The organism is Chryseobacterium sp. JV274, from assembly GCF_903969135.1.
GTDB lineage: Bacteria > Bacteroidota > Bacteroidia > Flavobacteriales > Weeksellaceae > Chryseobacterium.
On the sequence record NZ_LR824569.1, the window covers coordinates 4952758 to 4969183 of the forward strand.

Annotated in this window: 13 protein-coding genes and 1 tRNA gene; 10 read left to right on the top strand and 4 right to left on the bottom strand. The window is 34.7% G+C overall.

The annotated features are described in order from the left end of the window. The first annotated feature begins 209 nt into the window (after positions 1 to 209). The 3 genes from CHRYMOREF3P_RS22820 (at position 210) to CHRYMOREF3P_RS22830 (ending at position 2106) form a co-directional block, all read left to right on the top strand. On the top strand, positions 210 to 422 hold the full coding sequence (locus tag CHRYMOREF3P_RS22820) for a glyceraldehyde-3-phosphate dehydrogenase (protein WP_077414816.1): 213 nt from the start codon (positions 210 to 212) through the stop codon (positions 420 to 422). Between the two features lie 142 nt (positions 423 to 564). Beyond that, positions 565 to 652, top strand: a tRNA-Ser gene (locus tag CHRYMOREF3P_RS22825). Between the two features lie 353 nt (positions 653 to 1005). Beyond that, complete coding sequence (locus CHRYMOREF3P_RS22830; RefSeq protein ID WP_317169710.1) at positions 1006 to 2106, top strand: site-specific integrase; 1101 nt, start codon at positions 1006 to 1008, stop codon at positions 2104 to 2106. Between the two features lie 676 nt (positions 2107 to 2782). Here CHRYMOREF3P_RS22830 and CHRYMOREF3P_RS22835 read toward each other — a convergent pair. Beyond that, on the bottom strand, positions 2783 to 2929 hold the full coding sequence (locus CHRYMOREF3P_RS22835) for a helix-turn-helix domain-containing protein (protein ID WP_262889616.1): 147 nt from the start codon (positions 2927 to 2929) through the stop codon (positions 2783 to 2785). Between the two features lie 707 nt (positions 2930 to 3636). Between CHRYMOREF3P_RS22835 and CHRYMOREF3P_RS22840 the strand changes: the two genes are divergently transcribed. Further along, positions 3637 to 3888 (top strand): hypothetical protein, encoded by a 252-nt coding sequence (locus CHRYMOREF3P_RS22840; RefSeq protein WP_180565588.1) that lies wholly within the window; start codon positions 3637 to 3639, stop codon positions 3886 to 3888. 498 nt (positions 3889 to 4386) lie between these two features. On the opposite strand, the gene CHRYMOREF3P_RS22845 is transcribed toward CHRYMOREF3P_RS22840, so the two are convergent. Beyond that, on the bottom strand, positions 4387 to 4842 hold the full coding sequence (locus CHRYMOREF3P_RS22845; RefSeq protein WP_180565589.1) for a hypothetical protein: 456 nt from the start codon (positions 4840 to 4842) through the stop codon (positions 4387 to 4389). 249 nt (positions 4843 to 5091) lie between these two features. Between CHRYMOREF3P_RS22845 and CHRYMOREF3P_RS22850 the strand changes: the two genes are divergently transcribed. Together CHRYMOREF3P_RS22850 and CHRYMOREF3P_RS22855 are read left to right on the top strand one after the other, a co-directional pair. After that, on the top strand, positions 5092 to 5520 hold the full coding sequence (locus CHRYMOREF3P_RS22850; RefSeq protein ID WP_077414718.1) for a transposase: 429 nt from the start codon (positions 5092 to 5094) through the stop codon (positions 5518 to 5520). A 16-nt stretch (positions 5521 to 5536) separates the two neighbouring features. Continuing rightward, positions 5537 to 5854, top strand: a complete 318-nt coding sequence (locus tag CHRYMOREF3P_RS22855) for a transposase (RefSeq protein WP_077414716.1) — start codon at positions 5537 to 5539, stop codon at positions 5852 to 5854. Between the two features lie 185 nt (positions 5855 to 6039). Here the strand turns inward: CHRYMOREF3P_RS22855 and CHRYMOREF3P_RS22860 are convergent, their stop codons facing one another. Both CHRYMOREF3P_RS22860 and CHRYMOREF3P_RS22865 read right to left on the bottom strand, forming a co-directional pair. Then, positions 6040 to 6738, bottom strand: a complete 699-nt coding sequence (locus tag CHRYMOREF3P_RS22860) for a LytR/AlgR family response regulator transcription factor (RefSeq protein ID WP_077414714.1) — start codon at positions 6736 to 6738, stop codon at positions 6040 to 6042. Next, on the bottom strand, positions 6735 to 8306 hold the full coding sequence (locus CHRYMOREF3P_RS22865) for a histidine kinase (RefSeq protein ID WP_180565590.1): 1572 nt from the start codon (positions 8304 to 8306) through the stop codon (positions 6735 to 6737). Before CHRYMOREF3P_RS22865 ends, CHRYMOREF3P_RS22860 begins: the two co-directional genes overlap by 4 nt. 209 nt (positions 8307 to 8515) lie before the next feature. Here CHRYMOREF3P_RS22865 and CHRYMOREF3P_RS22870 point away from each other — a divergent pair, with 209 nt between their 5' ends. The 4 genes from CHRYMOREF3P_RS22870 to CHRYMOREF3P_RS22885 all read left to right on the top strand — a co-directional run bounded on the left by CHRYMOREF3P_RS22870 (position 8516) and on the right by CHRYMOREF3P_RS22885 (position 16426). Continuing rightward, a complete protein-coding gene (locus CHRYMOREF3P_RS22870; RefSeq protein WP_180565591.1) occupies positions 8516 to 10891 on the top strand; it encodes a TonB-dependent receptor domain-containing protein in 2376 nt (791 codons plus the stop codon). 180 nt (positions 10892 to 11071) lie between these two features. After that, positions 11072 to 14077, top strand: coding sequence for a two-component regulator propeller domain-containing protein (locus CHRYMOREF3P_RS22875; RefSeq protein ID WP_232539083.1), 3006 nt, complete (start codon positions 11072 to 11074; stop codon positions 14075 to 14077). Then, positions 14070 to 14684: a response regulator transcription factor gene (locus tag CHRYMOREF3P_RS22880; protein ID WP_180565592.1), complete on the top strand. Its 615-nt coding sequence runs from the start codon at positions 14070 to 14072 to the stop codon at positions 14682 to 14684. Before CHRYMOREF3P_RS22875 ends, CHRYMOREF3P_RS22880 begins: the two co-directional genes overlap by 8 nt. Before the next feature lie 164 nt (positions 14685 to 14848). Beyond that, on the top strand, positions 14849 to 16426 hold the full coding sequence (locus CHRYMOREF3P_RS22885; protein WP_077414704.1) for a hypothetical protein: 1578 nt from the start codon (positions 14849 to 14851) through the stop codon (positions 16424 to 16426).

Sequence of the window (16426 nt, forward strand, 5' to 3'; positions counted from 1 at the left end):
GATATTGTTATTAGTTTTTAATATTCTGATGAATCCTTACAAATATAAATTATAAAATGTAAAATTGAGTACAGGATGTCGGATAGTTTTATGATTCATGATCTTTTATAATATTTTTGGATCATTTCTAAAAGTCTTTCTGTTCATGGTAATAAATGGCTTCATACTTGAAGTAAAATTCCTACATTTAGCAACTAATCAAAAAGAATATGGAAACAAAAGTCATCAAAATAACACACGTTACCGGAACCTACATTATTGAAGCTCCCCATGGAAAACTTAATGATCTGAAAAGCCAGCTGGACAAGTGCCTGAACGATGAGCAGGGGGCTATTGTGATAAAGGGAGATGATGGAGATCAGTTTGTATACCCATCTGATCTTTTAAAAAACAGCTTCATTGCAATCGTAGACAAGGAATAGATGATATGTTCGTGAAAAATAATTCCCTTGATTTCTAGTCTATTATTACGTTTTGTTAAAATTTGTGTGGCAAAAGTTTTGCGGGAATTAAAAATCGTTCTATATTTGCACCACTGAAAACAACGGTATAGCCGGAGTTTAGGGAGAGTTGGCAGAGTGGTCGATTGCGGCAGTCTTGAAAACTGTTGACTGTAACAGGTCCGGGGGTTCGAATCCCTCACTCTCCGCCAGTTGGGAAACCAAAATAAGCTAAAACGCTGTAGATATCAATGTTTACAGCGTTTTTTGTTCTTGCGCTAGTATCAAAAAAAATCAAAATAGGTCATGATTTATATGACCTATTTCGTGACCCATCCTGAAAATTGGAAAATGGGTCACGAAAAATTCAGGGAAAGCCGACTAACAGGTAGTCTAACGATTGTACATCTTGCAGAAAGTGGTAACAAAAAGTAAATTATTAACAATTAAAGTTACCACACAATGAACAAAACATTCAACCTATTATTCTTTATAAAAAAGAATAAAATCATAACAAACGGAACCGCTCCCATCTATTTTACGAATCACGATAGATGGCAAAGCTGTGGACATTGCTGCTAAAAGGTATATCGATCCACAGAAATGGGACACTAAATCACACAAGGCACTAGGTAATACTCAAGAAGCTAAAATACTGAACCTCTATCTTAAAACTGTGGAACAACAAGTTTACGATTATCATTACCTGATGCTGAAAGAAGAAGATTTTGTAACATCAGAAAGTTTAAAATCTAAACTGCTTGGAACTGATGTCTCTACAAGAATGCTCATTCCTATTTTTCAGGATCATAATGATAAAGTTGAGGCTTTAGTTGGTCAGGATTTTGCGTCCGGAACATTGGAGCGGTACAAAACCTCTTTAAAACATACGCAGGAATTTCTCAACTGGAAATACAAAACTTCTGATATTGATATTACTAAAATCGACCATGCTTTTATCATGGATTATGATTTTTGGCTTCGTAGTGTACGTAAATGTGCTAACAATACGGCAGTAAAGTATATAAAGAATTTCAAAAAGATTATTAGGTTATCCCTTTTAGGCTACAAAGCAAAACTCAAGGTAGTAGAACGGCCATATCTTAGCAAGGAAGAAATTCAAGCGATTTATGAAAAGGAATTTGCATCAGACAGATTGAGCCAGGTACGTGATATTTTCCTTTTCAGCTGCTATACAGGTTTGGCGTATGTTGATGTAAAGAAACTTTCGAAATCTCACGTGAATATCGGAATAGATGGCGACCAATGGATATTCACACATCGTCAGAAAACGGATACCTCAACCAGAATTCCATTATTACCTCTGGCACAGGAACTGATTTTAAAATATGAAGACCATCCAGAATGTGTAAATTCAGATGTCCTGTTCCCTGTTTTGAGCAATCAGAAAATGAATTCGTATCTCAAAGAAATTGTGAGTGTCTGTGGAATCAATAAAGATTTGACGTTCTATATCGCTAGACATACATTTGCCACTACTGTTACTTTGTCCAATGGTGTTCCTATTGAAAGTGTGAGTAAAATGCTCGGTTATACGAATATCAAAACGACTCAGCATTATGCAAAAATATTAGATAAGAAAGTGAGTGAGGACATGTTAATTCTAAGACGTAAACTGCAATATACGAGTACAGTTAAAGATTAGATCCACTATAAAAAGATCCCGTTTTGTAAGCAAGTTAACAGTATTTTCCAACCCTGTAACGATGTTTTATCTTATTTAGCCTGATGAAGAAATACGTGCAATGCTCATTCTTGTTAAGAAGTTTCTTATAGTTTATTTGTGACACAAATACTTTAAGAAGTTTAAAAATCTACATTGTATATTAAATCTTGGTTGTTCCTGTCTTGTATCTATAACCGAAGAAATATCGAAAGATTTGGAAAGAATTTTAGAAATTAATAATCCCATCTTGTAGACTTAACGAGCGTATCTTCAAACACTTTTATAGATGATTTGGTTAGATTAAGTCAAATTAAAAATGAATTATATCCCTCCAATTTATCAAACAAATTCTATTAGACTTTTGTTTAATGCAATTAAGTTTTCAACACTTGTAGAAATTACTGTTGAAATAATAACTGTTTATTTGGCTGTTTCGTTCTTGTACCCATAAACCGAAGAGATATCGAAACATTTAGTGGAAGATTTGGAAAGAATCGTAGAGTTAAATAATACTTTCCTGTGATCTTAATTAGCTTGTCTTCAAATACTGTTAATGTTTTTTGTCTTGTTATTTCTTACGTCATCAATCATAAAGGGCTAAAAAGTTCATTTTTTACCAAGTAATTTTTATTAGGGGGAGATATGATAATATAGATTAATAAAATATTTTGCTATTGATAATCAGGAATATTCCTTGGTTTTGCAGTTTTTTAATTGCTCTTATAACAGTTTTGACACATAAACCTGTCAAATTCGCAATTTGCTGTCTGGTGATAAATACTTGATAGGAATCAACCTTCAAGGACTTTAATACCTATATGTAAATACATTTCTTTTTCAAATTCATTCAAGACATACTGGATATTAAATCCTGGACTGGGATTTGGGATAGGAATAAATAATTCAATACTGTTATTTTCTTCAAAAACATAATATTCCTAATCCATCTTTTCTAATAGTCTCTTTTTATTAATAATTTTAATCAATTTTCGCTAAAGATGTAGATGGACAAGCCACAAAGGTAAGCATAGCATTCCTAGATAGAGCAGGCAAAGTGATATTGTAACTTTCTCGATCGATAGTAATAGAATGAAAAGAGGTATTTTTGACTATTATATTAAAGGTGAGCATATAGGATAAATAATGTCCTCTGAAGCTGCCTTGCACAACTTACCTTATTGTCTATTTTGCCAAGAAGTAATACAAGATTTTAGCAAGATATTTCGAATGCTAAAATAAATTTAATCGATAATGTAAAATATTAAAAAATGAAAGCAAAAAAATAAGATATGCTATATCAGCAGTTACACAGATTACATAAAAATTCAATAAAGAAAATAATACAAATATTTAAAATAGAGAGGAAATACTAGATGGTTCTCCTTTCGTAACCATAAATTTTAAAGATACCCCGTTTCAATTAATTTTTACATACACCTATGAATTGGGAAGAATCCAAAAAGCGACAAATAATACTAAACAAGAAGAAGCATATAAAAACACTTAAAAATGAATAAAGAAAAAGAAGTAATCAAAATAATTGATTTTATTTATGTTCATGATGATGAAGCCGGATTCAAAGAACTACACAGAAGAGTTGTATATGATCAAGTACGAGAAATAGGAGAGACATACTACAATAAACAAAGGCATGAATTTCCTCAAATAAATAGCTATTACCCAGACCCAACTCCTGGTGAATTTATAGATGAGGAAAAGGCAAAAGAAGTCATGAAAGTAATAGACAAAGAGGAAAATTAAATTTCACAATTATTTGATCGCAGAGAACATACTGAATAGAAACTTTTTGATTGGCAGTCCATCACAAGCTTGGGGCTGTGATAACTTATTCCCAAACCAAAGATGTTTTTTTATAGCTAACAGGAATATAGATTAGTACGACAGAAAAATAATCGGCTGGAGTTTAAGTTCGGGGATGAGTAATGATTAGGCAAGTTTAGCCGCATGGAAAATGGCTGTCAAAAATAGAAAAGTTGACCATGGATTAATTCTTAACTCAGATAGAAGAGTTCGATATGCAAGTAAAAAATTCATCATGATTCTTGAATTTTATAGTGTAAAGAGAAGAAAAGCGGAAAAGATAGTTGTTTGTATAATGCAGTAGCTTAAAGTTTTTTCAAATCATTGAAAACAAAATTGATTTAAAATAAAATATACAAAATTATTTACTTTTTAACAAGAAAAAACCGCCTCAGTTGTGAGACGGCTTCTTTTCATTAAGCATAAATTTGAAATGTACTATTGATTAATAAAAGGATTTGACCATTTTTTATCCGTATATATATTTTTTCCGGAAAGGGTTTTAAGAAACGCTACAAGTGCTTTTTTTTCTTTTTCCGTGACTCTTAGGTTATCGGCAAGTGCCAAACGTATATCCAGCTTAGGATTCTTGCTGCTTTTTGGCACTTTATTATAATGATCTACAACACCCTCTAAAGTGGTAATAAGCCCCGAATGCATCATCGGTCCGTTGGATACCCCATTGCTGTTTACAAGATCCCGTAAGGAAGGAGATTTCTTACGTATAGCCTTGTAATTGCTGGAAGTCAATATTCTCTCAACATTGAAATCAATATCCTGAGATTCGAGGATGCTTATGTGGATGTAAATAAAGCAATGATTCTTCCCAAAATAGCTAGTCCACACCTCAACATTGTCAACCCTGCCGCTGGCATGATGTATATGATACCACAAAAAAACAGCTGGCCATTTATAACGGAACTGTGTGGAGCTTTTGGAAACCATAAAAGGATTGATAAAAAACAGTAAACAGGTAATGTAAAAGTAGAAGGAGCCTGGTTGTATTCGATGGGCTCCAACTGGAACTACTGGAAATGATTCTTCGGAATTAAAGAACATTTTTTAACATAAAACACAATTTATATATATCATTTCATCCTGCCGGAAGAGGACTTTTGGCAGGACTTTTAATACAAAGATTAAATGAATTTTAAAGACATTCATATAGGAAGCATGATTCGGAAAGCAGTTATAGAAAACAATGTAGAAACTTCCCGTATCTGTAATTACTTTCAATGCACAGAAAAAGAAATAGAGAAAATGTATCTGTCAGGAAGCATAGATATCCAAATATTACTAAAATGGAGTAAGCTTTTGGAATATGATTTTTTCAGACTCTATTCCCAGCATATTATTCTGTATGCACCGTTATCACGGAAAAATATATCTGAAAAACGAAAAAAGATAATCAGCCTTCCCCAGTTTCGTAAGACTATTTATACTCAGGAGGTCATAGATTTTATTCTGGAACAGATCAACACAGAAACCATGACGAAAAATGATGTGGTAGAACGATATGGTATACCCAAGACAACACTTTTTAGGTGGATTAATAAATATAACAACAGATAATAAAAACATTTTGAATATGAAAAAATATGTTACACCAGATTTTAGACAGATTTACAAAGACATTCTTACCAGAAAATATCCGGAAAAATATGAGACCTGTGAAGGGGTTCTGCTAAAAAAAAATATTTTTACTTTGGACATCCTGAAAATTAATGCCCTTATTTTTGGCATATCAGAGAAAAATAGCCAGAAATACCGTTCATATAAAGAGTCAGATATTCTGTACATGTTAGAATATCAGAAAAAAAATAAGCTTAATAACGGACAATTGGCTGATCATTTTAAACTAAGCAGGAATACTGTGACCAAATGGAAGAAAATATATAAAAGTTAAGAAATAAAACATAGTTTATTCAGCTGTTAGCTCAAACAGCTTATCCAGATTTTTTATAAAAGTGTTCAAAATGGTTGCTTTTATGTCTAAATATTAGTTTTTCAGATTGTTACTGATGTGGTGCTAATATCTTGATTTTCAAACGATTCTAAATGTAAAAAGCTGAAAAAATACTTTAATATATGCTAAATCACCTTATTTTTAAGTTCTTTATATTTTGAACGTCCTATGGGCAGTATTTCACCGGTTTTAATCTGCAGCCCATATCTTGAGCCGGGATTAATCAGTATTTTTTCTGCCTCTTGGAGATTGACGAGATAAGACTTATGAATCCTTTCAAATCTATCAGGAAGAAGCTGCTGCAAAAGTTCAAGTGATTTATCATGCAATTCCTGTTTCCCATTTTTAAGATGCAGTTCTGTATAGATTCCTGCTCCTTTGATATAGATAATTTCAGAAATGCTGATAAGCCGGATTTGTCCGGATTTCTTTACTGCAAGATATTTCATCCCATCATCCGATTTTAATGCAGGGCTAATAAATCGGTTCAGCGCCTGAAAAAACCTTTCTCTGTCAAAAGGTTTGGGAACGAAATCAAGTACACCATAAGCAAAAGCAGTAATAGCTTTGTCCGTATTGGCTGAAACAATAATGGTATGAAAAGAAGCCGCTACCATCTGTTCCAATACTTCAAAACCATTATCACCATTGAGATTCAGGTCTAGAAGAAGTAAATCCGGAAGTTGACTGGTAATTTGATCAAGCCCTCTCTGAAGAGAATCACAGATTGTGATCTGGATAGGCCTGTTTCCAAAGAATTCGGCAGTCATACGCTGTAAACGACGGGCGATTCTGGCTTCGTCTTCAATGATCAGTATATTCATGGTTTTAAAATTTGAATGGTAGATATCCAGCCGTTTTCTGTAGCATGCGAATCGAATCTCCAGTTTTGCTCATAGCTTTCAGTGAGGCGTGTCCGGATATATCTAAGCCCATTACCTCCTGCACGTTCTGTGAGAATATGCCGGTTCTTTGCGATGGTTTCAAAAACATATTGATGATAGCCTTCTTTCGTTACAACATAACGAAGTATGAATTTAACAGAGTTCTCTGGTAAGGGTTCACTGTGGGTGATACCATTTTCCAGCAATGTATGAATAATAGCGGGGGGTATCAGCTGACTTTCATCTATTCCGTTTTGCTCCCATATATAATTAATCTCCTTACGAAACCCCATTACCGACAGGTGTTGACGGCAAAGCTCCAATTCCTTTGTTATGGGAATCAGGGTTTGTTCAGAAATTTCGTTCATAATATCAAACTCTGCAGCCAGTGCCTGTATAAAACGCGCTCCTTCTTTTGGAGATTCTTCTACCCAGTCCATCATTGAAGTCAGGGTATTTCTTAAAAAGTGAGGCTGAATATTTTTTTTGAGCAGTTCCAACTGCAGCCTTGAGGAAAGTAAAATTGCATTCTGACGCTCAGCCTCCATAACACTTGTACGGATGGAATGCAGATAGAGCATGCTCAGAACAATGATAGTGAAACTGATGAACAGCCCAAAATCATAAACCACTAAACGATTGACCATCGCACTCATTAAAAGCGCGAGCATAGCTATAAACCCTCCTTTTTCCTTTTGAATGATACCATTCAAAACGACAATGAAAGAGGCAATAAGCATAGCTAAACTATAGAGCCTGGCAGTCAGATCATAGTGTCCGTAATTGGACCAGTAAAGAAATACTAAAGCTATCAGAAGTGCTGCCATCAGCCATTTTCCCTTTTTAAAATTGAATTGGATGATAAAATACAGCGGAACCAATAATGCATTAGCAAAAGTCAGCCAACCGATAATCTCAAGGCGTATGAAAAACTGGGAGTAAGGGATTGTAACATGAAACTTCAGATATTCCATGATCAGTAAGGAAAAAAACAAAAAACAGATGATTCCGAAGATCAATATATCCCATTGTTTTCGCTTGCTGTTTACATAAAGAAAAAAGTAATACACAGCTGCGATAAGGAAAGCTCCTGCCATGAGATTCATATAAGACATCGTAACCAATGGGCTTGTCAATAAGGAATTATAAGGATCTAATTTATATCCAATACCACGTTGTATGTGTGGAAGTAATGATTGTGAACTGCGTAGGGCAACCGTGTGAAGACCAGGCGAAATCAAATGATCCGGAATTCTGTAATAACTGCTTTCAGTACCGGGTATTTCCGGTTTGCCGTTTTGTGGAATCTGACCGTTATGACCAATCAATATTCCGTCCCAGTATACTTCAAAAGAACCAAAGGATTCAATCTGAAGACCAAGCGGTAATACCTCATTTTCAACCTTACGCAGATCTAAATGAGTTCGTGACCAGAAAATTTTATCAGAAGTATTTGCTCTCTCGGGTGACCAGTTCTTATCATTATAATCCTTAGATGCCCAAGACATATCGTCACCTGTTTTGTAAACAGGTATAGGATCTTCATTACGAATAACAGATGGGTTCAGTATGCCGAGCAAAATCAGCAAAAACATAAAATTCTGCATAATGTAAATATACAAGGTAATTTATAAAAGCTGATGGCAGTTTGCAAGTCTGTAGAGCCGTTCAGATGTTTTTACTCGAAATGAGTACTTCTGGAATTTAATTTTACATCATGAAACAAATACTACTCATTTTTCTGATCATGTTAACTGTTCAAAATTCCTTTGCACAGCACGCACAAATAACGGGTGTCATTTATGAAAATCTTTCTGTTCCTATCCCGCATGTCAATGTAACACTAAAAGATAGTACGGAAAAAATAATTATGACCAGTATTTCGGATACCAAAGGAATATTCAAGATGGAAAATATACCAGCCGGAACCTATCATATCACTTATAATCTGATAGGTTTTAAGCCAGTCAGTAAACCAATAGAAGTGAGTACGGACCTGCTGACAGATGTTGGAATAATAACTTTAGAGGCTGACACAAAACTTTTGAAGGAGGTAGCATTAACCGGACATCGGAGTTCGATCAATTTAAAACTTGATAAGAAAGTTTTTGAAGTAGGTAAGGATGTTCTCTCTCAAACAGGAGCGGTAACTGATCTGTTGAACATTGTTCCATCAGTCAGTGTGAGTCCTACGGGTGCGATTAGTCTTCGTGGTAATGCTAATGTATTGATATTAATTAATGGACGACGAACCGGATTAACTCAGGGTAATGTCCTGGAACAGTTACCTGCTGATCAGGTGGAACGTGTTGAAGTAATTGCCAATCCTTCTTCCAGATTTGATGCCGGAGGGTCGGCAGGAATTATTAATATTATTCTTAAAAAAAATAAGAAAGATGGATTCAGCGGGCAGCTAAGGGTAGTTGGCGGTATTCCTAATGAAACACGTGTTAGTCCCAGTTTAAATTATAAATCAGATAAACTTAACCTATTTGCAACGTATGGTTTGCGATTATCAGATTATGTGGGTCTCTATAAAACAGAGCAATTTACCGGACTTTCAGGTAACGCGGTTTATCTGAGCCAACGCCAGGATGAGAACCGCCATGATAATGCCAAATTGCTTTATTTTGGTGCAGATTACCAGATTAATGACCATAATACGATTACTGCAGCCTTTCTTAGGAATTCTACACATGATCATGATAAGACCTGGCTGAACTATTTATATTCAGGAAAGGGTGGTGTCACTGATAGTACACTTAGCCGCAGTGGCGAATCATGGGAAAAGCGAAGTTACAATCAGTTGGAATTTAATTATACAAAAAGTTTTGAACGCACCGGCAAAAAATTTACTGTGGATATACAATATGATTTCTGGGACAGTGATAAAGAATGGAATCTGGCAACTAATAGAGTTTTTCCAGCTCCTGTTATCTTTCCCACAATCAGAACAAGCTCGGTAGGAGGGAGTAAGGATCTGATGATTAAAACAGATCTGATACAGCCACTGGACAGTACTTCGACACTGGAATTTGGATTGAAACTGGAGAACAGGAGGGTTAACAGTGATTTCACTGCTGAACAGCAAAATTCTGCGGGCTGGGAAATTATTGATCAGATCGACAATCATCTTTTATATAAAGAACTTATTGGGAGTGCTTATGTGCAGTTTGCAGGCAAAATGGGGGAGTTGAGTTATCAGGGTGGTATAAGAGGCGAATTGACCCGTATAGGTATTGAAGACCGTATAGGAAGTTACACAAATGATAAAAAGTATAGCAGGTTATTTCCTACGTTAAATGTCAGTTACCGTTTTAATACAGGTGCCACCTTACAGGGGAGTTACAGTAAACGGATCAACAGGCCATCATTGGGAATGATTTATCCTTTCAATGAATTGACCGATCTGAATAGCCGTTATATTGGTAATCCGGATCTGAACCCATCTTATGCTCATGTGTTTGAACTAGCTTTCCTGAAGAACTGGAAGACCCTTACTTTTAATCCATCCCTTTATTATCAAAAAAATACTGGGGTCATTGAAGATTATACGTATCAAAATGCAGATGGTTTGTTTATTACCATGCCGGTTAATATCAACAAAGAAGAGCGCAGTGGTTTAGAGCTTTCCGTATTGTATAATCCTATTAAATGGTTACAGTTAAATACTGAACTTAATATATTTCACTATGTCAAACAGGGAAGTTATCAGAATCAGATCTTCGATTATTCAGGAAATACACTTACAGCCCGTGTAAGCGCTCAGGTGAAATTGAAGAATAAACTTGCTTTTCAGTCGGTGTATAATTTCAGGGGAGCCAATGCAACTGCCCAAACTTACTCAAACGCTTTGCATAGTATTGATTTTGGGTGCAGCAAAACTTTCTTAAAGGATAAAGCAACAGTGTCCTTTGATGTAAGTAACCTGTTCGATCTTCGAAAATCTATCAGCAAAACCACAGGAGCAGATTACCAGATCAATCAGACCAATATTCCCAATGCAGCCCGTTACCGATTAACACTTGTATATCGACTTAATTTAAGAGATAATCAGACCGTCCGGCAGGCTAAATCAGGTAACCGTAATTGATCGTATTTACATAACCCTCTCCAAAATAGAAATAATTTACTGCAATTAAATAAATGAATAAGTTACGACTTGAGATCATTATACGAATTGAATGACTACTTTTTATATGAATGTTGGTATTTGATAATTTATTTATACATAAATGAATTATCTTTACAGTATCAATAAATAATAATAGGTTTGTACAGAAATATTCTTGTAGTCGGCTTTCTACTTGCTTTTCTTTCGATTTATTCCCAGCAATATACTACCCAGCTTTTCAATACGGATAACGGACTTCCTCAGAATAGTGTAAAAGACATTATTAAAGACAAATATGGTTTTATTTGGCTGACAACAGAAAACGGAATTGTACGATATGATGGCCTTAATTTTTTAGTATATAAAAATTTCCCCCTGAATAGCCAGAGGTTTACCTATTTTTATGGTAATCCTGAAAAGGATAGTATTTTTACAGATGGAGATTATGGAAAAACTGTGCTAATCCATCAGAAAGCTCCAAAGGTAATTAACAATATAAAGAAATCTCCCTCACTTATTGCTAGGGGGTATATAAATTATAGTTTATCTATTTCAAACTATACCTACAGCTATTTTTTTATGAACTTTAAAAAAGGGCGGTATTTCATTGCGGAGAATTCCATTATTTATGAGGGTCGGCATTCAAATTCCCAGATCCAGGTGATTGAGAAACCTGTTTATAAAAATAGTCCCAATACTTTTGTCATTGGAGAGACTTTATTTTATATTGATCATAATGCTAAAAAAGTAAGAACAATAGAAGAGGGAAGGTTTACGGCTGATTATGATGTGCCTGTTATTGCTGATGTTAGAAGTAAAGTATTCTGGAACAGAATGAGTGGACAAGGGTTTGTCTTAAATAATAATACTCTTTATCGGTATACCTATAGTAATGGAGCATTCAAAATATCAAAACTGGTTCAGCTGGAAAATGTAATTCAGAGCACCTTAATGAGTATTTATTATGATGAAAAATACAAAAAACTTTATTTGGGGAGCAGCACAGATGGGTTGAAAATTGTGAGTTTAACAGATTTCATTTCCTCGAAAAAAAAAAATCCAAAATCGCTGGCCGTTTTTTATGCTATTCATCCTTTTAGTGACTCATGTGTAATAACACCTGAAGGTGAAATATATAATAGAAATGGACTGGTTAAAAGTAAAAATTTTGGGAAAAACATATCCTATTTTTTAGGTTTTGATAAGTACAGAAATATTATTACAAGAAAGGAACAGACTCTTCTTGTATATGATAAGCAGAGAGATTTTTTGGATTTTCAAAGAATTTCTACAGGAGAAGAGACCGTTAAAGATTTTTTATTTGCTAATGGAAAATATTATGTCTTGTCCTCCAAACAAAAAAAGGGAAGTACTGAATTCACGGGTGTTTTGAGCATATATGAAGACTGGCCCTATAAATCTTTAAAGAAAAAATATTTTTTTGCCAGTGAACCCACCAGAATTATGTTGACAGATGGTGGCAATATTTTAGTAGGAACTATAAAAGGTTTGTTCAAACTCCCGGCTGTGCCAGGTAAAATATACAAGTTAAATGGTCATAATGAATTGTCGATCCGGGACGTGATACGCAGCAAAGATGGAAACATATGGATAACAACCCTGGGAAAAGGTTTTTATCTTTTAAAAAATAACAGTCTCATAAAATTGCCGGTCGATTCTGAAGGAAACCTTCTGTCATCCCACACCATATTGGAGGATAGAAATGGCTATTTTTGGATTTCCACGAACAATGGCTTGTACAAAATAAAGGAAAACATGTTGTTAAAATATGTTCAGAATCGAAATTTTAAAATACACTATTACAAATACTCAAAAGAAACAGGCTTTAGTACTAATGAATTTAATGGTGGAGCTAACATAAATGGTAATAAATTAAAAAATGAAGAGTTTGTGTTACCTTCCTTAGATGGTCTTGTTTTTTTTAATCCTTTAAAGGTCAAAAGTTATTATCCAACAGACATATACTTAGAAAGAGCCAGAATTGATGGTAAAGAAAGTTTTTTTGCAAATACTTTAACACTTAGTCAGGAAAACACGAGAGCAGAAATTTTTATTGATGTTCCTTACTATGCAAATCCTGATAATGTTATCATTCAGACACATCTTGATAATGAGAAAAAAAATGAATGGATATCTGTAGGAAAAGATAGAAAGATTTTGCTTGGAAGTCTTGGTAATGGTACACATATTCTTACTGTTAGAATGCTTGTTTCTGATCAGCAGAAATATATCTTCAAAAAAATAAAAATTACTGTTCCCCCTTTTTTTTATCAGACTCTCTGGTTCAAACTGTTAACATGCTTCCTGCTGTTATGCTTATTTTATCTCTCCATAAAATGGCGGACAAGTTTTCTTAGAAAGAAAAACCATGAATTGGAGGCAATTATTCAGTTGAGGACCAAGATTTTATCAGAAACTGTCAATAATCTTGAAGTTACTCAAATAAAATTGGGAAAGGAAATTGAACAGCAGAAAAAGCTTATTGGTACTATTACCCATGATATTACTACACCGTTAAAGTTTATTGCTTTAACAAGTAAAGAAGTTTTAAATTATCAGGAAATGAGCGTATCTAGTACGGAAAGGATTTTGAACTCTATTTACAAGTCGTCCAACCAACTCTATAATTTTACAAAGACTTTGAAGGAGTATGCTGATATTTACAATGAATACAGAACTGATGAGACTGAACTTTATTCGTTGTATAGCCTTGTGGAAGAAAAGAAAATTCTTTTTGAGGAAATTGCCAATAATCATAATACCACAATTGTAAATCTGGCCAGCAAACAATTAATGATCCGTACCAGCAAAAACATCTTGGCTGTTATTATTCATAATCTGATAGATAATTCAGTGAAATTTACAAGAAACGGAATTATTACGATCAATGGATCAGATAAGGATACATTGATAATTTTAGAAATTACCGATACAGGTATCGGGATGGATGACCAGAAAATTGAGTACTATACTAAACTTCAGGAGAATATTGAAAATGAGAAGTTATTATTACAAAAGTATGGTATGGGTCTTCATCTTGTACTGCAATTGCTCCAAATGATAGAAAGTAAAATTATAATCAAAAGAAACGAAGCAAAAGGAACTTCTTTCCAATTAATCTTAAAAAATCGGAATAATGATTAAAAAAATCCTCATAGCGGATGATCATGATATTGTATTAACGGGAACATCTATCATTTTAGAATCACGTATTCCCAACACTGTAATAGATACGGCTGCAGACTATCCTGAGGTTCTGGATAAAATTTCCGGACAAAAATATGATTTACTCATATTGGATATTAATATGCCCGAAAGCAGGAATAAAAAAATGATTTCAGAAATTAAGAGCATCCAGCCTGAAATCAGGATACTTGTGTTTTCAGCATATGAAGAAGATATTGGAGTACAATATATCAAAGAAGGGGCAGATGGCTATATTAATAAATTAAGCAAGGTAGATACAATTTCTGAAGCAGTCATGAAAATGTTTGCAGAAGGCAATTATTATCCCAATGGTATTGTAAACAAACTCTTACAGCCATCTGCACTTGATGGCATTAAAAGTTTGTCGGAAAGAGAATATGAAATTTTCATATTAATGGTAAAAGGAAACGGAAACCTGGAAATTTCAAATGAAATGGAAATTCAGATGTCCACTATAAGTACTTATAAAAAAAGGATTCATAAAAAATTAAAAACAACCAATTTGGCAGACCTTATTAAATTATATGAAGCTTATATGTCATAGCTGTACTGTATTTTCAGTAGAAATTAGTTTTCAAAGTGTAGAAAATTTTCTACAAATTGCTTAGTTTATTTCTACGTATTGTGATCTTTCCTGTAGTATTTATTCTAATACTTTTACATTATGTTAAACAACACGGTTTAGTAATGTAAATAAAATAATGATAAATGCTTAAAATTTCTACAAAACTAATTTTTGCAATGCTGGCTTTTAGCCCGGCCGTTGCTTTTGCCCAGGCTGGAAGTGTTGGGATTAATACTGTGAACCCTGGTTCTACCATGGATATTAACGGATCGTTAGCCGCAAGTTATAAAGCGGTGAATACAACGTCTTATAATTTAACATCATCAGACTTCCATGTTTCATATAACGGAGGGGCAGATGCTATATTTAACCTTCCATCTGCTATTAGTGGAGTCGGGAATTTTAAAGGGCGGATTTACAGAATTAAAAATAATACGAACTTTAAAATAACAGTCTTTTCTGCGGCTCCGGAAACAATTAATGGCAGTGCTACTATTTCAATTCCTGCGAATCAAAGTGTGGAACTGGTAAATACGGGGCTTACAGGAACAAATTCTACATGGGAACTCCTATCAGCAGGCTCTTCTTCTACAGGAGACTACATTATTGTAAAACCTAACGCGGCTCAAGTAGTATCTACAGGGTCAGATGTGACCTTCGGATCTGTAATTGCTTCTAATAACATCACTTATAACTCAGGTGTTTTTAATTTGAAGGCGGGCAAGACCTATGTGCTTCGATGTCAGTTGCACGCTACTGATTTTTCTTTGGCAGGAGGATTTTTTGTTTATGAATGGGTAGATGCTTCCAATAACTCTGTTCTTCCTTCCAGCACCACGGGAGTAGTTGATGCAATAAATAACTATCCGGCAACATCCCTTGGAGGGCAGCCTGAAGCTTATGCGATCTACAGACCTATCGCTGATACATCTGTAAAGGTAAGATTAGGGGGAGCTGGAACCGCTCAACTGAATCCAGGGATAGGTTTTATGACAGTTACAGAACTTGCCGGAGGTAACGGAAATGGGGGAACAACAATCATTAATAATAACATCACAGCAAGTAATGGTCTTACTCTATCCGGAACAGATGTAAAATTGGGAGGAACTCTTTCACAAGCAGCAGATATTGCAACCGCAGGGAATAACTTAAGCATTAATGGTACTGGGAAAGTTCTGGTTGGAACCAATATTGTACCTGCCGGAGCTTCCAGTGCAAAGATGGTTATTGATAACGGAACTACTAATGGAGCCCTTCAGATTAAAGACGGTACCCAGCAACTGGGATATGTACTCACAAGTGATGCTAACGGATTAGCAACATGGTCTTCTACGGTTACTACTGCATTTGCCAATAACTGGACCTCTTATACCGGAACATTGGTAAATCCTTTTACCGGAACTACAGGCGGTGGTGGGCTGGCCACAGGGATTTCAGTAACGATACCGGCAAAAGGATGGTATTTTTTCCGCTCTGGTCTTACAATTGCTTCTGACTGTAACGATTATGTATTTTATATTAATGGGATTGGAGAGGTCTGGAAAACCTACTGTAATGTTTCTACTGTTGCTAATATGAGTCCAAGGGATCAGAACCGGGTACTGTATTTTTCAACACCCGGAACCTATCCGGTATTGGCTATTAAAACTAACGGAGTGGTTCCTGCTTTTAATATAGGAAACCCTAGCTTTTATTTAGATTTTGTGAAGTTTCAAAATTAA